This window comes from Pseudomonas sp. EYE_354, from assembly GCF_023148575.1.
Taxonomy (GTDB): Bacteria; Pseudomonadota; Gammaproteobacteria; order Pseudomonadales; family Pseudomonadaceae; genus Aquipseudomonas.
The window spans coordinates 88,107-110,680 of record NZ_JAHXNQ010000009.1 but is presented as its reverse complement, the minus strand read 5'-3'; the positions used below and the strand labels follow the sequence as shown (position 1 = coordinate 110,680).

Here is a 22,574-nt window from a genome sequence, read left to right as displayed (position 1 = left end):
GAAGCCTTGACTACTCGTTTGACTGTCTCTTCATATCCTTGTATCCCCATGTATGGTACCGGGCCGAAGCCCCGGTCACGGTGCTCAACTCGGATGGATGTGGTTCGCGTGGCCGGTGATGTCGCTATTCGTAGTTGGATGAAGGCGACTAAGGGGCGCCCTTGTTTTGTCGCAGGTTAGACTTCTATAAAAAGCCAACTGATAAACATAGTCAGGGCTGATAGATGGGTTATGAGTGATGGCGTAACCATCCAGTATTTGAGGCGCCTTGGGATCTTTTCAACGTCCTTCGTGAATGCCAGATGCCTCCATTGAAATAAACTTGGCATAAGAATGACCATGGCCATGACATATAAGCGCACGTGCCTGCCTTCAAAGGGAAGACTGCACAGAGTCTGTCGAACCCCAACAATGTATGCGCTGTATTGCAGATGGTGTTCGGCTGCGTCGAGTTTATCGAACATGACATAAAAGTTGAGCGGGAGGCTGAGTAGCATGATGGCGCCTGACAACATGCCGATAGATAACGGATCCATTTATTTTCCCCAACTTTTGTACAGAAATGTGCCCGCTTCTTTACCCAGGTTGCTCCCGGCCGAGCCTATGGCAAGTCCTCCGGCCGCGCCCCCTATGATTGCGCAGGCCAAGACCCCAGCGCCTGCTGTAGGTATGCCAAAAACAAGTGCGCAGGCACCGATCCCGATAGCCGCCCCGATCTTTCCTCCTGCGTATGCACTGCCAACGCCAAACACCAATTTGCCTCCTTCAATATACTTTGCCTGAGTACATGCTTGCTCGCGTCCGGTAGAGCATGCCTCGGCTATCTCCAGCGTGGTCGCCCCACTATCCAGAGCAATCCCAATATAAGTGCCTTTTTTCAACATTTCTGAAGCCTTGGCTACTCGTTTGACTGTCTCTTCGTACCCTCGAATTTCCCCATGTTGCCAATAGCTTTTAGTGGAAATCCCCAGCATCTTTTTAATCGAACCGTCGTTTCTCAGGCCCGTTCCCAACCGTGCCAATCCCGAAAGTTGACTATCCAGTCTTGCGAACAACGCGTTGCGTTTCACCAGAAACTCATCCCTTGCCGCCGTAGTCCCCTTGCGTAAGTACTGCTTATGCAGCTCGTCAATTTCCTTGAGCGTCTGCTCGATCTGCGCCAAGTGCTTGCTCCATGCGCTGCTGGCGCTGCCGATCCCAAGGGAGGCATGGGACATGATGGCTTGCATCTGATCGTAATTTTTGATCAAGAATTGATCAGCCGCGGAATGCGCCAGCAATGCCTGTTTTATGTTCTGTGCCGAGCGCATCAATCGTGCTTCCTCTGCGGTGCACGACGCTGTGTGCGCATCAGGAATGATCACCAACTGCCCCGGCAATACCACGACATTGCGGATGTGTTGGTTGAGAATATCGAACTTGGTTTGACTATGAGGATTGAGCGAAAGGCTCAGTTTGAGCAGCGGATAAAGCTGCGGCCGCTCGTTGATAAATGCATAGGCTCCCTGCATCGCGTACATCTCCAGAAACTGTGGCGCACGACTATATGAAGGCGCCGCAGGGGGCGTAAGCAGCGGTCAGGGGTGTTTGGAGTATTTGGGAAATGGACTACGCAAGTACAGGGCGATGCCTACGCTTGTAGCTGTCGGCGGATCACATCCAGGCAATCACACCACTCACATATTGGAGTCGCCCTGCGCAGGTCAAGCCTGGACGCAGGGGATTAGTGGTGTTTGGGGAACGGGCGTCAGCGCGTGGCCAGCGCGCCTTGGTACACCGTCGGCCCCGTCGGCTGTTTGCTCACCGACCCGCCTTTGGCCTCCGAACTCACCATCAATTCCACCGGTTTGCTGATGGACGCCTGCTGGCGCGGGTTCAAACCGATGATGCCCTGGCCGTCTTCGGGCAAAAGCCCCAACGACACCGGCTTGCCGCCTTCGGGTATGGCCCACAGTTCCAGGCTTTGATCCGGTGCGGGTGTCGCGGTGGCGATGGGTTCAATTTGCAGGTAGTCCTTGTGCGCCATGACTTGCGCAGCCGGTTGCTGGGTCGTGGTCACCAGCGTGGCGGCGGACTCGACGTTGTCCTGGGTGTAGAACGCGCCGCCGAGACCGGCGATCACCGCTACAAAGACGCCGACAAACAGGCGCGGACGATTCCAGAAGGGAGGTTTTTGCTCAATCACTTGGGGGCGTGTGGCGCTCATAAAGCAGTTCCTGACAAGTTTTGGAGTCATTCCATGGACTCTGATCCTGCCATTGGGTTCCTGCGACGATCCGGAACAATGCACGGGATACCCAGTCCAACGCCTGCTTTCGCCCCTATATCCAGAGGTTGTTCCAATGAAGATTTCACGCGGTTTCGCCCTTTCCTGCCTCATGACCCTGGCGGCCGGCCCGGTGTTTGCCGCAGGGTTCAGCCTCGGCGATGCGGCCAATGCCATCTCCGGCATGCAGGGCGGCACCAACAAGGCCGCGGCCGCCGCACCGTCGTCCGAGACGGCCGGGCTGCTGGGCGCGCTGACCTCGCAACTCAACATCACCCCTGAACAGGCCGTTGGCGGTACCGGCGCGATGCTGGGCCTGGCGAAGAACAAACTCAGCGGCAACGACTATTCGCAACTGGGCAACAGCGTGCCGGGCCTCGACCAACTGTCGGGTAACAACGCATTGGGCAGCCTCGGCGCCTTGAGCGGGTTGCTTGGCCAGACCGGCGGCAGCAAGACCAGCGGCCTGGAGGGCCTGCTCGGCAACGTGAAAGACACCAATGACCTGAACACCGCGTTCAGCGCCTTGGGCATGGACAGCGGCATGATCGGTCAATTTGCCCCGGTGATCCTGCAGTACCTGGGCAGCCAGGGTGCCAACAGTTCGGTGTTGGGCAAACTGGCCCAAGCCTGGGGTACCGGCAGCTAAAGCGTCTCTGCGCGCAACTGCTCGATGCGCGCGTCTTTCTCGTTCCAGAGCTGGTTGACCCAGTTCTGGACGGTCTGGCGAAACGCCGGGTCGTTCTCGTAATCTCCTTGCCACAACGCCGGGTCCAGCTCACGGGTCCGGATGTCGATGATCACCTTCGGCACCGCGCCGCTGATCAAGTCCCAGAACCCCGGAATCATCTGCTGCGGGTAAACCACGGTCACATCCAGAATCGCATCCAACTGCTCGCCCATCGCCGCCAGCACAAACGCCACGCCGCCCGCCTTGGGCTTGAGCAGCCGCCTGAATGGCGATGCTTGCTGCGTGTGCTTGGCTTCGCTGAACCGTGTCCCTTCCAGGTAATTGACCACCGTCACCGGCTGGCGCTTGAACAGCTCGCACGCCTGCTTGGTGATTTTCAGATCCTGCCCCGCCAACTCCGGGTGCCTGGCCAGGAACGCCTTGGTGTAGCGCTTCATGAACGGGTAATCCAGTGCCCACCACGCCAAGCCCAGGAACGGCACCCAGATCAGCTCTTTTTTCAGGAAGAATTTGAAGAACGGCGTGCGTCGGTTGAGGGCCTGGATCAGCGCCGGGATATCCACCCAGGATTGGTGGTTGCTGATGACCAGGTAGGAGGTGTCGCCTCGCAGGTCCTCGCCGCCGCGAATATCCCACTGGGTGGGAATGCACAGGGCGAAGATCAGTTTGTCGATCTCGGCCCAGGTTTCGGCGATCCACATCACCGCCCCTGACATGTAGTCGCGAAAGCGACCCGGCGCCACGAGCTTGAGCAGGGCGAACACCATCAAGGGGCCGATCAGGATCAGCGTATTGAGTAACAGCAGCAGGGTGACCAGACAGCCGGTGAGCAGGCGGCGCATAAGCAACTCTTGGAATCGTGTGGGCGGGCCATGATAAGAGAGCTGGGTCCAGAGGCCAAATCGCAAAGCGCCGGACGAATGTTTCACAATGTGCCGGTTATGCTGGGGGCGCTAACTTAGTACCGTGGTTGCGGTCTAGAATTCGCCTACTTAATTCAAGGAACCCTCCTACGTGAAATCTATCCTTGCCCTGCTCGCTCTCGCTGCGCTGCCTGTCATGGCCGCCGAACCGACCCTCTACGGTCGCTACGAATACATCCAGTTGCCGGAGATCGGCGAAACCTTCAAGGCCAAGATGGACACCGGCGCGCTGACCGCTTCGCTGTCGGCCCGCGATATCGAAACCTTCACCCGTGATGGCGACGACTGGGTGCGTTTCCGCCTCGGCGGCAAGGACGCCTCCAACAAGGTCTACGAACACAAAGTCTCGCGCATCAGCAAGATCAAGAGCCGCGCCGACGAAGACGACGAAAAAGACGAAGCCACCGTGGCCAAGCGCCCGGTGATCGACCTGGAAATGTGCCTGGGCGACGTCAAACGCACCGTAGAGGTCAACCTCACCGACCGCAGCGGCTTTAACTACCCGCTGCTGATCGGCGCCAAGGCCCTGCGTGAGTTCGGCGCTGCGGTAAACCCGGCCCGTCGGTACACTGCCGACAAACCGGACTGCTGACAGACCCCAAATGCCCCACATCCTGATTGTCGAAGACGAAGCGGCGATAGCCGATACGCTGATATTCGCCCTGCAAGGCGAAGGCTTCAGCACCACCTGGCTGAGTCTGGGCCAGGAGGCCCTGGCCCATCAGCGCCAGAGCCCGGCCGACCTGATCATCCTCGACATCGGCCTGCCCGACATCAGCGGTTTTGAAACCTGCAAGCAATTGCGCCGTTTCAGCGAGGTGCCGGTGATGTTCCTCAGCGCTCGGGATGGCGAGATTGATCGGGTGGTGGGGCTGGAGATCGGTGCCGACGATTATGTGGTCAAGCCGTTCAGCCCCCGGGAAGTGGCGGCGCGGGTCAAGGCCATCCTCAAGCGCGTAGGCCCCGGTGTGGTGACGGCAGTGTTCCAGGTGGACCTGGAGCGCATGCAGATCACCTACCGCAGCCAACCGTTGAGCCTCACGCGCCATGAGTTCCGCCTGCTGCAAAGCCTGCTGGAACAACCCGAGCGTGTGTTCAGCCGCGAGCAATTATTGGATGCGGTGGGCGTGCCGGCGGACGCCGGGTACGAGCGCAATATCGACAGCCATATCAAAAGCCTGCGTAGCAAACTGCGCGCTGTGGCGGCGGACGCCGAGCCGATCCAGACCCATCGCGGCCTCGGTTACAGCTACAGCCCGAGCAGCAGCTGATGCGCCTGGGGCTGCGGATTTTCCTGGTGTATGCGCTGTTTATCGGCCTCACCGGTTACTTTGTGCTCAGCACGGTGATGAAGGAAATTCGCCCCGGTGTGCGTCAGTCCACCGAAGAAACCCTGGTGGACACCGCCAACCTGCTGGCCGAGATCCTGCGTGACGACGTAAAGCATCACACCCTGGGCCAAAGCCACTGGCCGCAGGTGCTCAAGGCGTATGGCAATCGCCAGCCGGGCGCGACCATCTGGGGCCTGCCGAAAAACCAGGTCAACCACCGTATCTACGTGACCGACGCCAAAGGCATCGTGTTGCTCGACTCCAGCGGCGAAGCGGTGGGGCAGGACTATTCCAAATGGAACGATGTATACCTGACCCTGCGCGGCGAGTACGGCGCGCGCTCCACCCGCAGCAACGCGCAGGACGCCACCTCGTCGGTGATGCACGTGGGCGCGCCGATCCGCGACAACGGCCAGATCATCGGCGTGGTCACCGTGGCCAAGCCCAACAGCTCGCTGCAGCCTTATGTCGACCGCACCGAGCGGCGCCTGCTGTGGTACGGCGCGGGGTTGGTGGTCCTCGGCTTGCTGCTGGGGGCGTTGTTGTCGTGGTGGCTGAGCGTCGCATTAAGGCGGCTGACGGCTTATGCCGAGGCGGTCAGCGAAGGCCGTCGTGCCGAATTGCCCCATTACCGTGGCGGCGAGCTCAAGCAACTGTCCACCGCCGTGGAGCACATGCGCACGCAGCTGGAGGGCAAGGCGTACGTCGAGCATTACGTGCACACCCTGACCCATGAATTGAAAAGCCCGCTGGCGGCGATTCGCGGGGCGGCGGAGCTGTTGCAGGGCGACATGACCCGCGAGCAGCAGCAGCGTTTTGTCGGCAATATCGACAGCGAAAGCGCGCGCCTGCAGCAGTTGATTGAACGCCTGCTGAACCTGGCCCAGGTGGAGCAACGCCAGGGCCTGGAAGAACAGACGAGCATCGCGCTGGGCGCGTTGGTCGACGAGGTGCTCAACGCCCAATGTGCACGCATTGAAGGCGCCGGCCTGCACGTCGAGCAGGCCATTGGCACGGATGTGAAGGTGTTCGGCGAGCCGTTCCTGTTGCGCCAGGCCCTGGGTAACCTGCTGGAAAACGCCCTGGACTTCACGCCACCCGGCGGCGTGTTGAGGTTCAGCGCTCACACGCAGCACAACGATGTGCAGGTGAGCCTGTTCAACGAGGCGGCGGCGATTCCCGATTACGCCCTGCCGCGCTTGAGCGAGCGTTTTTATTCACTGCCACGCCCGGCGAGCGGGCGCAAAAGCACCGGCCTTGGCCTCAACTTTGTCGAGGAAGTGATGAAACTGCACGGCGGCGCGTTGCAGATCGGCAACGTACCGGGCGGCGTGCAGGTGGTGCTGCATCTCCACACAGTCTCCACATTCCCCACATAAACCCCCCACATGCGCGGCCCACTCTCTCTGCATCAAAACAGGGAGAGACCCATGAACCGCAGCCTGCTTTTCAAACTTGGCGCGATTGCGCTGCTGATCCTGCTGTTGCTGATTCCGTTGCTGATGATCAACGGCATCATCACCGACCGCCAGCAACTGCGCGACGGTGTGCTGATGGACATCGCGCGCAGCTCCAGTTACGCCCAGCGCCTCACCGGGCCGGTGATGGTGGTGCCGTATCGCAAGACCGTGCGCGAGTGGAAGCTCAATGAAAAGCTCAACAAGCGCTACGAAGAAACCCGTGAAGTGCGCGGCCGTCTGTATTTCCTGCCGGAGCGCTTTGAGCTCGACGGCAAGGTCCAGACCGAACTGCGTGCACGGGGCATTTACCAGGCCCGTCTGTTTCACGCCGACAACCGCATCAGCGGGCGTTTTGTGCTGCCCGAACAATGGGGCATCACCGACAACTACGCCGATTACCGCTTTGAACCGGCCTTTCTGGCGGTGGGCATCAGTGATATCCGCGGCATCGAAAACGCCCTGAAGCTCGAACTGGGCAGCCAGCGTCTGGAGTTCTCGCCGGGCAGCCAGGTGGGCTGGCTGGGCGAGGGTGTACACGTCGAGTTGCCTGCGCAGGACAACAAGAAACCCGCGGCCATGGACTTCGCCTTTGACCTGCGCCTGCAAGGTACCGAGCAACTGCAGGTGGTGCCGGTGGGCAAGACCAGCCAAGTGTCCCTGGCGTCCAACTGGCCGCACCCCAGCTTCGTCGGCAACTTCCTGCCGGCGCAGCGCGAGGTCACCGACACGGGCTTCACCGCCCGCTGGCAGACCTCGTTTTTCTCCACCAACCTGGAAGAAGCCCTGCGCGGCTGCCTGTCCGAAAGCAGCTGTGAAGACTTCAACAGCCGCAGCTTTGGCGTGAACTTCATCGACCCGGTGGACCAGTACCTCAAGAGTGACCGCGCGATCAAATACGCGCTGCTGTTCATCGCCCTGACCTTTGCCGGTTTCTTCCTGTTCGAAGTGCTCAAGAGCCTGGCGGTTCACCCGATTCAATACGCTCTGGTGGGGGTCGCGCTGGCGTTTTTCTACCTGCTGCTGTTGTCGTTGTCCGAGCACCTGGGCTTTGCGTTGGCCTACCTGATATCGGCCAGTGCCTGCGTGCTGTTGATTGGCTTTTACGTGTGCCATGTGCTGCGCAGCGTGGCCCACGGCCTGGGCTTTTCGATAGGGTTGGCGGCGCTGTATGGCTTGTTGTACGGGTTGTTGAGTGCCGAGGATTACGCCCTGTTGATGGGCTCGCTGCTGCTGTTCGGCCTGCTGGGCACGGTGATGGTGCTGACGCGTAAGTTGGATTGGTATGGGGTGGGCAAGCGCAAAGGGACTGAGCCGTTGGTGTTCGATCTGGAGGCGGTGCAATGATTGGGTTGCGTGAGGATCGGCAGGAGCGGGCGCGATTGGTGGGCAATATCAACGCGCTATTTCCGGTGTGGCAAAGGGCTGTTGTGATGAACGGAGCCGGTTATGACGAGCCCGCTCGCCACACAGAGTCCATTCACCACAACAAGTGGGCTCATTACAGGCCAGCTACGCCATCGCTCAGGCCGGTGGCTGGGTCTGCTGCATCGAAGGCCGCTGGCTGACCTCGGCGTACCAGGCGGCAAGCTGGGGGTTGGCCAGGCGCCAGTGCATGTCCGGGTGGCGAAAGTCCAGGTAACCCAGGGCGCAGGCCACGCTGATGGCGGCGATGTCGAAGTGGCTGGTCAGCTCGGCAATTGCGTCCTGCTCCAGCTCGGCAAGGGTGCGGTTGATCTTGTTGCGCTGTTCGTCGAGCCACGGGGCCCAGTGTTTTTCCAACGGGCGCAGGGCGGTTTCGTAACGCACCAGCACGGCGGCATCCAGAATGCCGTCGGCCATCGAGGCCAGGGTCAGGCGCCGCCAGCGCGCCGAGCCGTCGCGCGGGATCAGCGGGTTGCCGACATGCTGGTGGTCGAAGTAATCGAGGATCACCCGGCTGTCGTGCAGCACGCTGCCGTCGGGCAGGCGCAGGGCGGGGATCTTGCCTACGGGGTTGTCTTGCACCAGCTGCGCATCGGGGTTTACCGGGGTCGGCATGCAGCTGTGCAGGGTCACGCGGTCGTGCTGGCCGGTTTCAAGCAGCAGCACGCGGACCTTGCGCACAAATGGCGATGCGGGGTTGTGAAACAGGGTCATGCTGGGAGCAGACATGGGCATTCCTCCAAAGGGGCTGCGCTAATCTATCTCACCGCTTGAGCAAGGCCCAAGCGCCGATGACGGCGGGGATGCCCAAACCGAGCCAACTGAGCGAATCCCACAGCCCGTCCCCCAACAGTGCCGCAAACAATCCGGTGGCACTCAGCAGGCCAATGCCCAGCGGCAGGCCAAACACCTTCCAGAAATTCGATTGACGCGGCCTCATGCCCTGGCCGCCTTACGTCGTACGATCCACAGGTAAACCCCGCTGCCGAGCACGATGATGGTCAGCACATCCAACACGGCCCAGAGGATCTTCATCGGCATGCCGCCGTAGTCACCGAAGTGCAGCGGCTGGGACATGCCCATGGCGTCCATGTACCACGGCCGTTCGGCGATGGCGGTGACGGCCAGGGTGCCGGCGTCGATCAGCACCGGAGTGAGCAGGTGCGAGGTCAGGTGGGTGCTGCCTTTCATGAACACCGCATAGTGGTGTTCGCTGGAAAAGCGTGTTCCGGGGAAGGCGATAAAGTCTGGCTGCATACCGGGCGCAGCCTTGGCCGCGATGTGCAGCAACTCGGTGGCCGGTGCGAGCCGGGTCAAGGGCGGGGCGTTTTTGTAGGGTTCGATCAGGGCGCTGAGGCTGTCCTGGCGCCACGCGGCGATGATCAGGTCGGCGCAGGCGCTGATCACGCCTGTCACGCCCACTACCAACGCCCAGGTCAGGGTGACCACACCGATCAGGTTATGCAGGTCGAGCCAGCGCAGGCGGGTGGACTTGTCCTGGCGCACCGTGGCGAACTTCAACCGGCGCATGAACGGCAGGTACAACACCGTGCCGGAGACAATCGCGAGCACAAACAGGATGCCCATGAACGCCAGCAGCAACTTGCCCGGCAACCCGGCAAACATATCCACATGCAGGCGCAGCAGGAACAGGGTGAAACCGCCATTGGCCGACGGCATTTGCACCGCTTCGCCGGTGCGCGCATCGAGCATGAAGGTATGGGACGAATTGGGCTCGGTGCCGGCGGTGGCCGCCATGATTGCGATCACGCCGTTCTTGTCGTCCTCGTCCCAGGCCAGGTACTGCATGGCATCGCCGGGGCGATGGGCCCGGGCTTTAGCGACCAGTTGCTCCAGGTTGAGCTGCGGCGTATCGGCGGGCATCTGCGCCAGCGTCGGCTCGTTACCCAGCAGATGGTCGATCTCGTGGTGAAACACCAGTGGCAGGCCGGTGAGGGCGAGCAGCAGCAGGAACACCGTGCAGATCAGGCTGGTCCAGGTGTGGATAAAGGACCAGCGGCGGATGGTTTTGCTTTTCATGTTCTCGCCTTCAGACACACCAAAGCCGCCCCATGGGGCGGCCTGGTGATTAACTCAGCCGGTTACCACTGATACGTGGCGCTGGCGACGACGCTGCGTTGGTCACCGAAGTAGCAGTAATTGCCATCGCAGGTGGACAGGTAATCCTTGTTGAACAGGTTCGTGGCGTTCACTTTCACGGATGCACCCTTGAGGCTGTTGTCCAGGCGGCCGAGGTCATAGTGCACGGCACCGTCGAACACGGTGTAGGCGTTGGCCTTGCCCAGCCAGGTGTTGGCCTGGTCGCCGTAGGTGTTGCCGGTATAGCGGGCGCCGAAGCCGATGCCAAAGCCGTCGAGCACGCCGGTGTGCCAGGTGTAGTCGGTCCACAGGGAGGCTTGCTGGTTAGGCATCAGTTGCAGGCGGTTGCCCTTGTAGATGCCTTTTTGTACCTCGGATTTGGCCAGGGTGTAGGCGGCGATGACTTTGAGGTTGTCGGTCACGTCGGATACCGCTTCCAGTTCCAGGCCTTTAACTTTTACTTCGCCGGTCTGGCTGTTGATTTGCTGGCCCCCTGGGCCGAGAGTGGTCACCTGCACGTTCTTCTGGGTCAGGTCGTAGACCGCCGCGCTCAGCAGCGTATTGGATCCGGGTGGCTGGTACTTGACGCCCATTTCCCATTGCTTGCCTTCGGTCGGTTTAAACGTGGTGAGCGCGTTTGTATCGGCATTGCTCGCTGGTTGGAACGACTCGGCATAGGACAAGTAAGGCACGAAGCCCGAGTCGAACACATAGCTGAGCGCCGCGTTGCCGCTGAAGTGTTTGATGCGGTCAGTGTTGGTCGCATCGCTGTCGTTGAAGTAGGTAGTGCCCTGATGCACCCAGTCTTCACGACCACCCAGCGTCAAGCGCCAATTGTCCAGGGCCATCTGGTCTTGGACGTAGAGGCCGGTTTGTACGGTTTTCTGGTTGTAGTCGTAAAAAGGTCGGACATTGGTCGGGCGCAGGGTGGGCTGGGTATTGATCGGGTTGAAGATATTGGTGCCTGAAGCCGTGCCGAATATTGCCCGATAGGACGTATCGGTACGTTGGTGATCCAGGCCGAGCAACAGCGTGTGGATGATGTCGCCGGTGGCAAAGTCAGCCTGGAAGTTGTTGTCCACGGCGAATTGGCTGATGTCCTCGTCAACGTTGGTGGTCGAGCGACTGATGTTGCCCGCCGCGTCCGCTGGTGAGAACGCGTAGGAGCCTACGGTCAACTGCTGGAACGACAGATCCGACTTGGTGTAGCGCAGGTTTTGCTTGAACTGCCACGTATCGTTGAAGCGATGCTCAAAAGCATAGCCCAGCGCGTAGTAGGTACGGTCGTAGTATTCGTAGTCCGGGTCGCCCAGGTTCTTGTGATGGGATACCTCGCCCAGGGGCGATTTGATCTTGGTGCCCTGGATCGGCAGGAACTGGCTGGTGGTACCGGTATCGTCGCGGGTGAACTGCGATAGAAAGGTCAGCTTGGTGTCCGGGTCGATGTTCCAGGTCAGGCTGGGGGCGATGTTGTAGCGCTTGTTGTCGATGTGGTCGACCTGGGTGCCGGCATCGCGCACCACGCCGCTGAGGCCGTAGAGGAACTGGCCTTCATCGTCGATTTTGCCGGTGCTGGCGAAGTTGATCTGGCGGTAGTTGTCACTGCCGTATTGCACCTGGACGGCACTGCTCTGTTCTTCACTGGGACGGCGGCTGACCATGTCCAGCAGGCCGCCCGGTGGTGTCTGACCGTACACCGACGAGGCCGGGCCACGCAGCAGGGCGAGGCGGTCGAGGTTCCAGGTTTCGGCTTTCGGGTTGGCATACACGCCGCGCGGCAGTGGCAGGCCGTCGAGGAACTGGGTCGGTTCGAAACCGCGCACGCGCATCCAGTCGTAACGGGTGTCGCTGCCATAGCTGGCGGAGACGATGCCGGGCATGTACTTCACCGCGTCATCCAGGTTCTGCACGTTGCGGTCCTGCATCTGCTCGCGGGTAGCGACGGAAATCGAGCGCGGTGCTTCCACCAGCGCGGTGTCGGTCTTGGTGCCGGCGGCGGTGCGTTTGGCCAGGTAGCCGTCCACCGGACCCCAGGCGCTTTCGGTGTCGCCCTGACCAATGATATTGGTCTGCGGCAGGGCGACGACACCCTCAGGAATCGCCACCAGGGTAAACGTCCCGGCGCTGCTCTGTTCCAGTTGCAACCCGGTGCCACGCAGTGCCTCACGCAAGGCGCCCTGCGCATCGAACTGGCCTTGCACCGGTGCCGAGGTCTTGCCCGACGCCAGCGCCGGGTTGAGGGTCAATGCCAGGCCGGCCTGGCTGGCGATCTGGTTCAGGGTGCTCGCCAGGGGGGCCGCCGGCAGGTTGTAGGCGCGCACGCTGGACGCCTGCTCGGCGGCGAACAGCGAGGTGCTGGCCAACGGGGCGCTGAAGGCAATGGCCAAGGCTAACAGGCTGGGGCGCAACAAAGTGTCTAGCGAACGGGACATGGGGCGGCTCCTGAATGGAAATATTTCTCAATTGCCTAAGTGCCGAACGAGAATCGAAAAGTGATAGGGCGGGGTGAAAATATTTTGTGGTGTGATTCTGATCGTTCCCACGCTCTGCGTGGGAATGCCTCTTGTGACGCTCTGCGTCACGCTTTGGACGCAGAGCGTCCCGTTCTGCATTCCCACGCGGAGCGTTGGAACGATCAAACAAAAGTGATAGGGCCAGGTGAAAATATTTTTGTGGTGTGTTTCTGATCGTTCCCACGCTGCGTGGGAATGCCTCTTGTGACGCTCTGCGTCACGCTTTGGACGCAGAGCGTCCCGTACTGCATTCCCACGCGGAGCGTTGGAACGATCAAACAAAAGTGATAGGGCCAGGTGAAAATATTGTTGTGGTGTGTTTCTGATCGTTCCCACGCTGCGCGGGAATGCCTCTTGTGACGCTCTGCGTCACGCTTTGGACGCAGAGCGTCCCGTACTGCATTCCCACGCGGAGCGTTGGAACGATCAAACAAAAGTGATAGGGCGGGGTGAAAATATTTTTGTGGTGTGTTTCTGATCGTTCCCACGCTCTGCGTGGGAACGCCTCTTGTGACGCTCTGCGTCACGCTTTGGACGCAGAGCGTCCCGTGCTGCATTCCCACGCGGAGCGTGGGAACGATCAAACACCTGGAACCTTAAGGCTTGGCAATCACGGTCACCCACCACGGCGTGTGCTGCTCGATCTGCACCGGCAGGGTCGGCAGCAACGCGTTAAGCGCCAGGGTGGTGTCGTGCAGCGGGAAGCTGCCGGTGATGCGCAGGTCGGCCACGTCTTTATCCACACCCAGGTAGCCGGTGCGGTAACGGCCAAGTTCCTTGATGACGTCTCCCAGGCGGGCGTTGTCCACCACCAGCATGCCGCGCGTCCAGGCGTCGGTGGCGGGGGTGACGGCAAGCGCAGGGCCAAGGCCATCGCTGCGCATCAGCACTTGCTGGCCTTGCTTGAAAATCTGTTCCTGATGCACTGCCTGCGGTTGTGCCGCCACCGCCGATTGCAGGACGCTCAAGCGCGTGGCGTCGTCTTCGCGCTTGACGATGAACCGTGTGCCCAGCGCCCGCAGGCTGCCGTCGCGGGTTTGCACATAGAACGGGCGCGCATCGTTGTGGCCGGTTTCGACGAGGATTTCGCCTTCCTGCAACACGATCAGCCGGCGTTTTTCATCGAAACGCACGTCTATGGCGCTGTGGGTGTTGAGGTTGATCTGTGTGCCATCCACCAGGTTCAGCGTGCGTTGCTCGCCGGTGGCGGTGCGCTGATCGGCCAGCCAATAGTGGATCGGCAGGTAGCGTTCGCCGGCAAACAACGCCAAGCCGCACACCAGCGCGATACTCGCCAGGCCGCTGCCGAGCTTGCGCACGCGCTGGCGAATGCCTTCGCGCGACTGCAACAACGCCACGCGCGCCGGGCCCGAGGCCACGCTGAAGCGCTGGTCGAGCATGCCCAGCTGGCGCCAGGCGCGGGCGTGTTCCTCGTGACTGGCCAGCCATTTGCTGAACTCTTCGCGTTCCACCGCGCTGCCATCTCCCGAATCGAGGGATAACTGCCAGGCAATCGCGGCGTCCAGCACGCGGGCCGAGACCGGCTTGGCACCGATCACGCTCATGAAGGCTCGCCATACAGCGCGATGTAGCACTGGCGAATGCCCTGGGCCAGATACTGGCGCACACGGGGCACCGACACGCCCAGGCGCTCGGCGATTTCGGCGTGGCCCAGGCCGTCGAGGCGGTTGTAGAGGAAGGCGGCGCGGGCCTTGCTCGACAGCTTGCCGAGCAGACGGTCGATGGCCTTGAGGTCTTCGAGGATCAGTTGCTGTTGTTCCGGGGAGGGGTGTTCGCTTTCCGGGATCAGCATCAGCTCAGTGAGGTAGGCCTGTTCCAGGGCCGCGCGGCGGAAGTAGTCGAACAATAATCCCTTGGCGATCGCCACCAGAAACGCCCGTGGCTCACGGGGCGCGCGCAGCTCGTCGCGGCCCAGCAAACGCATGAACGTGTCCTGGCTCAGGTCTTCGGCGCGGCTCGGGCAGGCCACGTTGCGCCGTAGCCAGGCCAACAGCCAGCCGCGATGGTCGCGATACAACGCGCCAACAAGCTCACTGTGTGGGTTCTGGACCGACGACAAGGCATCACCGAATAAACAGGAAGTGTAAACTAACGAGAATTATTCGCGATTGTGTCAGAGGCGTCGGGTGCGCGCAATTGGCGTCTGTCGGGTTGAAGGCTTAATGACATCTGCTTGAACGATCGGCTCTCCCTGATGACGACAGGGTTCTGTCGGTGAGGGGGGAGAAGGGAAGGGGCAAGCCTGCGCACCACAGCAACCGGCCCCCCTCAATAAAGCCAATGGACTGCGCTCCTTAGAAAGACGGCGCCTGTTTGCGCCGTTTCCACTGGCTCAAGCGGGCTTGCAGCGCGTGAGGCGTGTCTATGTGTTGCGAACGCGCGCGGCTGAACAGGATAAGCATCAGCTCTGCCGTCGCCAGGGCATCGGCGCTGGCGTGGTGGCGCTCACCCACTTGCAGGTGGAAGTGATTGATCCAGTCATCCAGCCCGGCTTCGCGAATGTGCGCTTCAGGACAGAGCAGTGGGGCAAGGTCGGCCACGTCCAGGAACGGGTGGGTCAGGCGATAACCCAGGCTGTCCTTGAGTGCGCGGCCCAGCATGTGTTGGTCGAACGGTGCATGAAAGGCCAGCAATGGGCTGTCGCCGACAAACGTCATGAAGTCCAACAGCGCTTCGACCGGGTCGCTGCCGGCCGCAATCGCGCTGGGCCCCAGGCCGTGGATCAGCACGCTGGGGCTGAGCTTGGTGGCGCTGCGTTGCAGGGTGCGTTCGAACAGCTGGGAAAAATCCACCGCGCCGTCTTCGATCACTACCGCGCCGATCGACAGCACCTGATCGCGGTTGAGGTTCAGGCCGCTGGTTTCCAGGTCCACCACCACCCAGCGTTGGCTGCGCAGCGTGTTGTCGCCCAAGGCCGCAGGCTTGATCAGTTGCTCCAGGCGCCGCTGTTGCGCCGCGTCCAGGCCGGGCTTGGCTGTACGCAACCAACCGAACAGGCTCACAGTTGGTACCGCAGGGTCAGGCTGCTTTGCAGGCGTTGGGCCTGGCGCAGGGATTCGCGCAGGATGCGTCGGTCCAAATGGTTGAGGCTGTCGGGGTCGACGCGGTTGGAATACGGCTGGTTCTCGCGGGTTTGCAACTGGTGCTGCTGCATGCGCGTCTGCTGGATAAAGTGGTACGCCTCTTCATAGGCCGCGCCGTCCAGCGGTTCGATCACTTCCTTGACCACCAACTGGCGCAGGCGCTCCAGCGTGTTATTGGCGTGGATACCATTGGCCAGGGCCAGCAGGCGTGCGCCGTCGACAAACGGGGTAAGGCCCTGCACTTTAAGGTCCAGGGTGGCTTTTTCGCCGCCTTTGCGCGTCAGCACAAATTCGCGGAAACGCCCCACCGGCGGGCGCTGGCGCAAGGCGTTCTCGGCAAGCATGCGCTGGAACAATCGGTTGTCCGCCACTTGATCCAGAATGCCTTGGCGCAATTGCTCGCAGCCCTGCTCGTCACCCCACACCACGCGCAGGTCGAAATAGATGCTCGAACCCAGCAGGTTCTCCGGCGTCGCCTCGCGAATGAACGCCGCAAAGCGCCGCGCCCATTCCGCCCGCGACAGGCACAGCTCGGGGTTGCCGGCCATGATGTTGCCTTTGCACAGGCTGAACCCGCACAAGGCCAGACTCTGGTTGATCTGCTGCGCCAGGGGCAGCAGACGCACGCGGATCTCGGCGGCTTCAACGGCGTCCCTGGCGTCGAACAGAATGCCGTTGTCCTGATCGGTGTAGAGGGTCTGTTCGCGACGGCCTTCGCTGCCGAAACACAACCAGCTGAACGCCACGCCGGGGTCGCCTTTTTCGGCGAGGCTCAGTTCGATTACCCGGCACACGGTGTGGTCGTTGAGCAGCGTAATAATGTGGGTGATCTGGGTGGACGACGCGCCATGGGCCAGCATGCGTTCGACCAACTGGCCGATCTCGCCGCGAAGCGCCACCAGGTTTTCCACCCGCGGCGCGTTGCGGATGGTGCGGGCCAGGTGCACCAGATCCACACGTTGCAGGGAAAACAAGTCGCGCTCGGACACCACGCCGCACAGGCGCTGGTCCTTGACCAGGCACACGTGGGCGATATGCCGTTCGGTCATGGCGATGGCGGCGTCGAAAGCGCTGTGGTCCGGGGTCAGAAAAAACGGCGCTTGGGTCATGTGCGCGGCGATGCCCTGGCTGAAATCGCTCACGCCATCGGCCACTACATGCCGCAGGTCACGCAGGGTGAAGATCCCCAGGGGCGCCTTGTGGCTGTCGACGATCACAATGCTGCCCACCTGTTGCTCATGCATCAGCGTCACCGCTTCGCGCAATGGCGTATCCGGGCTGCAGGTGACCGGGTGGCGCATGGCCAATTCGCCCAGGCGCGTATTCAACGAATATTGGGTGCCGAGGGTCTCCACGGCTTTTTGCTGCACTTGTTGGTTAACCTGGTCCAGCAGGCTGCTGACGCCGCGCAGGGAAAAGTCGCGAAACGGGCTGGAGAGGGCGAACAGTTTGATAAAGGCCGGTTTGTTCAGTTGCAGGCAGAAGGTATCTTCGGCGGCCTTGTGCTCGGTGCGGGTGGCGCGTTCACCGAGCAGCGCGGCGAGAGGGAAGCACTCTCCGGTGGTGATTTCGAAAGTGGTTTCTGCCGAGTCCGGCCGTTCGCCAACGACGCGCCCTTGCTTGACGATATAAAAGTGCTCCACCGGGCCGCCTGACGGTTTGAGAATGCTCTCGCCGGGGCCGAAGAAGCGTAATTGGCACTGCTCGACCAGAAACGCCAGGTGGGCGTTTTCCATTTGGTTGAACGGCGGGAAGCGTTGCAGGAACTGCAACGTGCCATGGATGTTCTGCAATACCGCAGTTTTCCCCGCCTCGGCGAAGGCATCAGCTTTACTCATAACAGTGACCGCAGTGTTTTTGTCGTTATCGTCCTGCATGGTCGACTCCTACGCGTTGGGTGCCCATTGGACGTAAGTCTAGGTCGATGAAAATGGCGTCAGACTAGGGAAAAACCTTACATGAATATCGTCCAAACCCCGTAGAACGCCCACTAGGCAAACTTTCCGACGAAGTGCACATTGATCGCCGTTTCGCAGATGTCTGACGAGTGTGCTGGGAGAGTGATGAGAACCGCCGAGAGCCGTATGTCCGACCACGATATTTTGAGTGACGCCGAGCGCGAGGCGCTGAGCGCTGTGATGCTGGAACCTGATTTACCGCCGCAACGGGTGCTGATCGTCGATGACGATAAAGACGCACGGGAACTGCTGGCGGAGATCCTGGGGCTGGACGGTATTCGCTGCATGACCGCCGACAGTGGGGAGAGGGCTTGGGAGCTGTTGAACTCCAGCAGCTCGATTGGTTTGTTGATCACCGACTTGCGCATGCAGCCGAGCAGCGGTTTGGAGCTGATCCGCAAGGTGCGCGAATCCATCCGTGCAGCGTTGCCGATCATCATCATGTCGGGCGATGCCGAAGCGCCGGATGTGATTGATGCGATGCATTTGAGCGTGGTGGACTTTTTGCTCAAACCGATCGATAGCGTGAAGCTGGCGAAGCTGGTCAAGAAGGAGTTGGGGATGGATTCCTGATCGTTGCGGTGTCGCTACAGGTCACCGATGGAAACAGGACGGGACACCTCAACGAAAAAAGCCCTGATCTCACGATCAGGGCTTTTTCATTTACAGGCCGTTTTTAGCCTTGAACTCGCGACGCCTGCGGTGCAAGACCGGCTCGGTGTAGCCGTTGGGCTGTTTGGTGCCTTCAATCACCAGCTCCACCGCTGCCTGGAACGCGATGTTGCTGTCGAAATCCGGTGCCAATGGGCGGTACAACGCATCCCCGGCATTCTGACGGTCCACCACCGGCGCCATGCGCTTGAGGCTTTCCATCACCTGTTCTTGAGTGACGATGCCGTGGCGCAACCAATTGGCAATGTGCTGGCTGGAGATGCGCAGGGTGGCGCGGTCTTCCATCAGGCCGACGTCGTTGATGTCCGGCACTTTCGAGCACCCCACACCCTGGTCGATCCAGCGGACCACATAGCCGAGGATGCCCTGGGCATTGTTGTCCAGTTCGTTGCGGATCTCTTCTTCGGACCAATCGGTGTTGCTGGCCAGAGGAATGGTCAGGATGTCGTCGACCGAGGCGCGTTCGCGCTTGGCCAGTTCGGCCTGGCGCGCGAACACGTCGACCTTGTGATAGTGCAGCGCATGCAGCGCGGCGGCGGTGGGCGACGGCACCCAGGCGGTGTTGGCGCCGGCCAGTGGGTGGGCGATTTTCTGCTCGAGCATCGCCGCCATCAGGTCGGGCATTGCCCACATGCCTTTACCGATCTGTGCACGGCCTTGCAGGCCGGTGCTCAAACCAATATCGACGTTCCAGTTTTCGTAGGCGCCGATCCATTTTTCCGCCTTCATCGCGGCTTTGCGCACCATCGCGCCGGCTTCCATGGAGGTGTGGATCTCATCGCCGGTGCGGTCGAGGAAGCCGGTGTTGATAAACACCACGCGTTCGCTGGCGGCCTTGATGCAGGCCTTGAGGTTGACCGTGGTGCGGCGTTCCTCGTCCATGATCCCGACTTTGAGGGTGTTGCGCGGCAGATTCAGCACGTCTTCGATGCGGCCGAACAGCTCGTTGGTGAACGCGGCTTCTTCAGGGCCGTGCATCTTCGGCTTCACGATGTACACCGAACCGGTGCGGCTGTTCTTGCGGCTGCTGTTGCCGTTGAGGCTGTGGATCGCCGCCAGGCTGGTGAGCAGGCCGTCAAGGATGCCTTCGGGTACTTCGTTGCCGTCTTTGTCGAGAATCGCGTCGATGGTCATCAGGTGACCAACGTTGCGTACGAACAACAGCGAACGACCGTGCAGGGTGACGTCCTGACCATTCACGCCGGTGTAGACGCGGTCCGGGTTCATGGTGCGGGTGAAGGTCTTGCCGCCCTTGGCCACTTCTTCAGCCAGGTCGCCCTTCATCAGGCCGAGCCAATTGCGGTAGATCACCACTTTGTCATCGGCATCGACAGCGGCGACGGAGTCTTCGCAGTCCATGATGGTGGTCAGCGCGGCTTCCATCAGCACATCTTTGACGCCAGCGGCGTCGGTCTGGCCGACCGGGGTGTTGGCGTCGATCTGGATCTCGAAGTGCAGGCCGTTGTGTTTGAGCAGGATCGCGATCGGCTCGGCGGCCGGGCCCTGGAAACCGATCAACTGGGCATCGTCACGCAGCCCGCTGTTGCTGCCGCCTTTGAGGCTGACGATCAGCTTGCCGTCGACGATCTTGTAACCGGTGGACTCGACGTGGCTGCCGGCGCTGAGCGGAGCGGCTTCGTCAAGGAAGGCACGGGCGAAGGCGATGACCTTGTCGCCACGCACTTTGTTGTAGCCGCGGCCCTTTTCGGCGCCGTCGGCTTCGCTGATGGCATCGGTGCCATACAGTGCGTCATACAGCGAGCCCCAACGCGCATTGGAGGCGTTGAGGGCGAAGCGGGCGTTCATCACCGGCACCACCAACTGCGGGCCGGCCATGCGGGCAATCTCGTCATCGACGTTTTGGGTCGAGGCATGGAAGTCTGCGGCTTCTGGCAGCAGGTATCCGATGTCTTGCAGGAAGGCTTTGTAGGCCACCGGGTCATGGGCCTGGCCCGCGTGGGTCTGGTGCCAGGTATCGATCCGCGCCTGGAAATCGTCGCGTTTGGCGAGCAGGGCTTTGTTCTTCGGGGCCAGGTCGTGGATGACCTTGTCGGCGCCGGCCCAGAACTGGTCGGCAGTGATGCCGGTACCGGGAATGGCTTCGTTGTTCACGAAGTCGAACAGGACTTTGGCGACCTGCAGGCCACCGACTTGAACGTGTTCAGTCATCTCTTGCCTCACTCTGCGGAGCTTATGCGCTGATTCAGATTTTCATTATGTAGTGCACGGTTGGGCATACTACATGATGCCTGGTGGTTGTGAAAATTAGACTAAATACGTCGTTTAGCGACCCACTTTGGTCGTACGGTCACAGCGGAGAACGGGATGTTCTCAAAAAACTATTGGATTGTTCCAGATAAAAATAAAAATGGTACACGATTTGTTTTCGAGGGCCCTCGGGTCCACCTTGTAGATTGAATTCCAGAGGGCTTCGCCATGGACCATCTTGTACTCACAATTATCGCCGCCGACAAACCCGGCCTGGTTGAACGCATCGCGCAGAACATCGCCGCTCACGGCGGTAACTGGCTGGAAAGCCGCATGGCCCATATGGCCGGGCAGTTTGCCGGGATCCTGCGGGTCAGCGTGCCGACGGAGAATCGTCAGGCATTGGTAGGGGCGCTGGAAGACTTATCCACACACGGCATTCGGGTGCTGGTGGGTGAGGGCAGCAGCGGGCAGGCGTCGACCTCCAAATCCATCGTAATGACGCTGGTGGGCAATGACCGCGCGGGCATCGTGCGGGAAATCACCGCGCTGTTGAGCAAGCAGGGGGTCAACCTGGAGCGCCTGAGCACCGATGTGCGGCCGGCGCCGATGAGCGGTGATCCGCTGTTCAATGCCGAGGCGTTATTGCAGGTGCCGGCAACCTTGTCCCTGGATAAGTTGCAGGAAGCCCTGGAAACCCTGGCCGACGATTTGATGGTGGAGCTGCGCAACGAGGAGTGATTTGCCCACAGGGTTATGCATGGAAATCTTGCATGGGCCTGTGGATAACCTGTAGAGACCCGGCGCTGGGCCACGCCAGCCGTGGCTTTGCACGAACTGAGCAAAAAACGAGCAGTTTCAAGGGCTTGTGCACAAATGGCGGGGATCAGGTTGTGGATAACCTTGGGGTGAATGTCTGCAAGCCACGCGCGCCGTGGCTTGCAGAGGTTTGTGCGTTATTTGATCAGCGTTTTCGCACGGTCAGCCAGGCGTCCACGCTGTAGACCGCCAGCCCGGCCCAGATAAACGCGAAGGCCAGCAACGTGCTCGGCGCCAGGTGTTCACCGAACAGCAGCACGGCTTCGAGCAACACCAGGGTCGGCGCCACGTACTGCAAAAAGCCCAGGGCTGTGTAGGGCAAATGCCGCGCGGCGGCGTTGAAGCATACCAACGGGATCAGCGTGACCGGGCCTGCGGCCACCAACCACCAGGCTTCGGTGGTGCTCCAGAATTCAAGCTGGGCACTGTGGGCGCTTGGGTTGAACAGCAACCACGCCACGGCAATCGGCACCAGCATCCAGGTTTCCACCACCAGCCCGGGCAGTGCCTTGACCGGCGCCTGCTTGCGAATCAAACCGTAGAAACCAAAGGTCAGCGCCAACACCAGCGACACCCACGGCAAGCTGCCCACCTGCCACACCTGTTGCGCCACGCCCACCGCAGCCAGCCCGACGGCGACCCATTGCAGGCGGCGCAGGCGTTCGCCGAGCAGCAGCATGCCCAGCAGTACGTTTACCAGCGGGTTGATGTAATAACCCAGGCTCGCTTCGAGCATGCGCCCGCTGTTCACCGACCACACATAGGTCAGCCAGTTACCCGCAATCAATGAGCCACTCAAGGCCAGAATCGCCAGGCGCCTGGGGTTGTCACGCAGCTCACGGAACCAGCCGGGGTGTTTCCATACCATCAACAGCAACGCGCCGAACAACGCCGACCACAGCACGCGGTGCACGATGATTTCGGCGGCGGGTACGCTGGCGATGGCTTTGAAGTAGAGCGGGAACAGACCCCAGATGACGTAGGCGCTCAGGCCCAGGATGTACCCCTTGCGGGGGTTGGCGGCGTGCATTGCAGAATCCTTGCTTAGGCAGCTAACAAAGCGCGATTGTAAGGATATTTGTCAGGCAATGGGACCTGCTTTATGGG

21 protein-coding genes are annotated in these 22,574 nt (G+C 60.9%); 7 read left to right on the top strand and 14 right to left on the bottom strand.

Annotated features, from left to right (window positions below):
* Window positions 1–176 precede the first annotated feature (176 nt).
* The 3 genes from KZX66_RS14435 to KZX66_RS14425 form a co-directional block, all read right to left on the bottom strand.
* Window positions 177–536, bottom strand: a complete 360-nt coding sequence (locus KZX66_RS14435) for a hypothetical protein (RefSeq protein WP_248080383.1) — start codon at window positions 534–536, stop codon at window positions 177–179.
* Window positions 537–1,511 carry a hypothetical protein gene (locus KZX66_RS14430; protein ID WP_248080381.1) on the bottom strand — a complete coding sequence of 325 codons (975 nt, stop codon included), beginning with the start codon at window positions 1,509–1,511 and terminating at the stop codon, window positions 537–539.
* Window positions 1,512–1,747: 236 nt separating this feature from the next.
* The gene (locus tag KZX66_RS14425; protein ID WP_348983808.1) at window positions 1,748–2,206 is read right to left on the bottom strand and encodes an anti-sigma factor; all 459 of its coding nucleotides are present in this window, start codon (window positions 2,204–2,206) and stop codon (window positions 1,748–1,750) included.
* A gap of 136 nt (window positions 2,207–2,342) precedes the next feature.
* On the opposite strand from KZX66_RS14425, the gene KZX66_RS14420 reads away from it, so the two are divergent.
* Entirely contained in the window at window positions 2,343–2,915 is a 573-nt protein-coding gene (locus KZX66_RS14420) for a DUF2780 domain-containing protein (RefSeq protein ID WP_248080376.1), read from the top strand.
* Here KZX66_RS14420 and KZX66_RS14415 read toward each other — a convergent pair.
* Window positions 2,912–3,799 (bottom strand): acyltransferase, encoded by an 888-nt coding sequence (locus KZX66_RS14415; protein ID WP_248080373.1) that lies wholly within the window; start codon window positions 3,797–3,799, stop codon window positions 2,912–2,914. The genes KZX66_RS14420 and KZX66_RS14415 overlap by 4 nt on opposite strands.
* Before the next feature lie 172 nt (window positions 3,800–3,971).
* Between KZX66_RS14415 and KZX66_RS14410 the strand changes: the two genes are divergently transcribed.
* From KZX66_RS14410 to creD, 4 genes are read left to right on the top strand one after another with little or no spacing between them, the layout of a single operon-like run.
* Entirely contained in the window at window positions 3,972–4,472 is a 501-nt protein-coding gene (locus tag KZX66_RS14410) for an ATP-dependent zinc protease (protein ID WP_248080371.1), read from the top strand.
* 10 nt (window positions 4,473–4,482) lie between these two features.
* Window positions 4,483–5,151 carry a two-component system response regulator CreB gene (creB, locus tag KZX66_RS14405; RefSeq protein ID WP_248080369.1) on the top strand — a complete coding sequence of 223 codons (669 nt, stop codon included), beginning with the start codon at window positions 4,483–4,485 and terminating at the stop codon, window positions 5,149–5,151.
* Entirely contained in the window at window positions 5,151–6,590 is a 1,440-nt protein-coding gene (creC, locus tag KZX66_RS14400) for a two-component system sensor histidine kinase CreC (RefSeq protein ID WP_248080367.1), read from the top strand. Before creB ends, creC begins: the two co-directional genes overlap by 1 nt.
* A 51-nt stretch (window positions 6,591–6,641) precedes the next feature.
* Window positions 6,642–8,015: a cell envelope integrity protein CreD gene (gene creD, locus KZX66_RS14395; protein WP_248080365.1), complete on the top strand. Its 1,374-nt coding sequence runs from the start codon at window positions 6,642–6,644 to the stop codon at window positions 8,013–8,015.
* A 177-nt stretch (window positions 8,016–8,192) separates the two neighbouring features.
* On the opposite strand, the gene KZX66_RS14390 is transcribed toward creD, so the two are convergent.
* The 8 genes from KZX66_RS14390 to KZX66_RS14355 all read right to left on the bottom strand — a co-directional run bounded on the left by KZX66_RS14390 (window position 8,193) and on the right by KZX66_RS14355 (window position 17,648).
* Entirely contained in the window at window positions 8,193–8,822 is a 630-nt protein-coding gene (locus KZX66_RS14390) for a glutathione S-transferase (RefSeq protein WP_248080363.1), read from the bottom strand.
* A gap of 34 nt (window positions 8,823–8,856) precedes the next feature.
* On the bottom strand, window positions 8,857–9,033 hold the full coding sequence (locus tag KZX66_RS14385; protein ID WP_248080362.1) for a hypothetical protein: 177 nt from the start codon (window positions 9,031–9,033) through the stop codon (window positions 8,857–8,859).
* Window positions 9,030–10,133 (bottom strand): PepSY-associated TM helix domain-containing protein, encoded by a 1,104-nt coding sequence (locus KZX66_RS14380; RefSeq protein ID WP_248080360.1) that lies wholly within the window; start codon window positions 10,131–10,133, stop codon window positions 9,030–9,032. Before KZX66_RS14380 ends, KZX66_RS14385 begins: the two co-directional genes overlap by 4 nt.
* A 62-nt stretch (window positions 10,134–10,195) precedes the next feature.
* Complete coding sequence (locus tag KZX66_RS14375; RefSeq protein WP_248080358.1) at window positions 10,196–12,625, bottom strand: TonB-dependent siderophore receptor; 2,430 nt, start codon at window positions 12,623–12,625, stop codon at window positions 10,196–10,198.
* A 677-nt stretch (window positions 12,626–13,302) separates the two neighbouring features.
* Window positions 13,303–14,271: a FecR family protein gene (locus KZX66_RS14370; protein ID WP_248080356.1), complete on the bottom strand. Its 969-nt coding sequence runs from the start codon at window positions 14,269–14,271 to the stop codon at window positions 13,303–13,305.
* Window positions 14,268–14,786 carry an RNA polymerase sigma factor gene (locus tag KZX66_RS14365; protein ID WP_248080354.1) on the bottom strand — a complete coding sequence of 173 codons (519 nt, stop codon included), beginning with the start codon at window positions 14,784–14,786 and terminating at the stop codon, window positions 14,268–14,270. The genes KZX66_RS14370 and KZX66_RS14365 overlap by 4 nt, the downstream gene beginning before the upstream one ends.
* A 235-nt stretch (window positions 14,787–15,021) precedes the next feature.
* Entirely contained in the window at window positions 15,022–15,729 is a 708-nt protein-coding gene (locus KZX66_RS14360) for a 3'-5' exonuclease (protein ID WP_248080352.1), read from the bottom strand.
* Window positions 15,726–17,648: a putative nucleotidyltransferase substrate binding domain-containing protein gene (locus KZX66_RS14355; RefSeq protein ID WP_348983815.1), complete on the bottom strand. Its 1,923-nt coding sequence runs from the start codon at window positions 17,646–17,648 to the stop codon at window positions 15,726–15,728. Before KZX66_RS14355 ends, KZX66_RS14360 begins: the two co-directional genes overlap by 4 nt.
* A 246-nt stretch (window positions 17,649–17,894) precedes the next feature.
* Between KZX66_RS14355 and KZX66_RS14350 the strand changes: the two genes are divergently transcribed.
* Entirely contained in the window at window positions 17,895–18,341 is a 447-nt protein-coding gene (locus KZX66_RS14350; protein WP_248080348.1) for a response regulator, read from the top strand.
* Window positions 18,342–18,431: 90 nt separating this feature from the next.
* Here KZX66_RS14350 and KZX66_RS14345 read toward each other — a convergent pair whose 3' ends face one another.
* Entirely contained in the window at window positions 18,432–20,609 is a 2,178-nt protein-coding gene (locus KZX66_RS14345) for a malate synthase G (RefSeq protein WP_248080346.1), read from the bottom strand.
* A gap of 267 nt (window positions 20,610–20,876) precedes the next feature.
* Here KZX66_RS14345 and KZX66_RS14340 point away from each other — a divergent pair, with 267 nt between their 5' ends.
* A complete protein-coding gene (locus KZX66_RS14340; RefSeq protein WP_248080344.1) occupies window positions 20,877–21,389 on the top strand; it encodes an ACT domain-containing protein in 513 nt (170 codons plus the stop codon).
* 223 nt (window positions 21,390–21,612) lie between these two features.
* Here KZX66_RS14340 and rarD read toward each other — a convergent pair whose 3' ends face one another.
* Entirely contained in the window at window positions 21,613–22,497 is an 885-nt protein-coding gene (rarD, locus tag KZX66_RS14335) for an EamA family transporter RarD (protein WP_248080342.1), read from the bottom strand.
* Between the last annotated feature and the right edge of the window lie 77 nt (window positions 22,498–22,574).

Excerpts from the sequence above, each read along its gene's own strand:
- KZX66_RS14430 (WP_248080381.1), bottom strand. The coding sequence starts at position 1,511 with ATGCAGGGAGCCTATGCATTTATCAACGAGCGGCCGCAGCTTTATCCG.
- KZX66_RS14425 (WP_348983808.1), bottom strand. The coding sequence starts at position 2,206 with ATGAGCGCCACACGCCCCCAAGTGATTGAGCAAAAACCTCCCTTCTGG.
- creB (WP_248080369.1), top strand. The coding sequence starts at position 4,483 with ATGCCCCACATCCTGATTGTCGAAGACGAAGCGGCGATAGCCGATACG.
- rarD (WP_248080342.1), bottom strand. The coding sequence starts at position 22,497 with ATGCACGCCGCCAACCCCCGCAAGGGGTACATCCTGGGCCTGAGCGCC.
- KZX66_RS14375 (WP_248080358.1), bottom strand. The coding sequence starts at position 12,625 with ATGTCCCGTTCGCTAGACACTTTGTTGCGCCCCAGCCTGTTAGCCTTG.
- KZX66_RS14415 (WP_248080373.1), bottom strand. The coding sequence starts at position 3,799 with ATGCGCCGCCTGCTCACCGGCTGTCTGGTCACCCTGCTGCTGTTACTC.
- KZX66_RS14350 (WP_248080348.1), top strand. The coding sequence starts at position 17,895 with ATGTCCGACCACGATATTTTGAGTGACGCCGAGCGCGAGGCGCTGAGC.
- KZX66_RS14355 (WP_348983815.1), bottom strand. The coding sequence starts at position 17,648 with ATGAGTAAAGCTGATGCCTTCGCCGAGGCGGGGAAAACTGCGGTATTG.
- KZX66_RS14420 (WP_248080376.1), top strand. The coding sequence starts at position 2,343 with ATGAAGATTTCACGCGGTTTCGCCCTTTCCTGCCTCATGACCCTGGCG.
- KZX66_RS14385 (WP_248080362.1), bottom strand. The coding sequence starts at position 9,033 with ATGAGGCCGCGTCAATCGAATTTCTGGAAGGTGTTTGGCCTGCCGCTG.
- KZX66_RS14345 (WP_248080346.1), bottom strand. The coding sequence starts at position 20,609 with ATGACTGAACACGTTCAAGTCGGTGGCCTGCAGGTCGCCAAAGTCCTG.
- creD (WP_248080365.1), top strand. The coding sequence starts at position 6,642 with ATGAACCGCAGCCTGCTTTTCAAACTTGGCGCGATTGCGCTGCTGATC.
- creC (WP_248080367.1), top strand. The coding sequence starts at position 5,151 with ATGCGCCTGGGGCTGCGGATTTTCCTGGTGTATGCGCTGTTTATCGGC.
- KZX66_RS14435 (WP_248080383.1), bottom strand. The coding sequence starts at position 536 with ATGGATCCGTTATCTATCGGCATGTTGTCAGGCGCCATCATGCTACTC.
- KZX66_RS14390 (WP_248080363.1), bottom strand. The coding sequence starts at position 8,822 with ATGTCTGCTCCCAGCATGACCCTGTTTCACAACCCCGCATCGCCATTT.
- KZX66_RS14380 (WP_248080360.1), bottom strand. The coding sequence starts at position 10,133 with ATGAAAAGCAAAACCATCCGCCGCTGGTCCTTTATCCACACCTGGACC.
- KZX66_RS14370 (WP_248080356.1), bottom strand. The coding sequence starts at position 14,271 with ATGAGCGTGATCGGTGCCAAGCCGGTCTCGGCCCGCGTGCTGGACGCC.
- KZX66_RS14340 (WP_248080344.1), top strand. The coding sequence starts at position 20,877 with ATGGACCATCTTGTACTCACAATTATCGCCGCCGACAAACCCGGCCTG.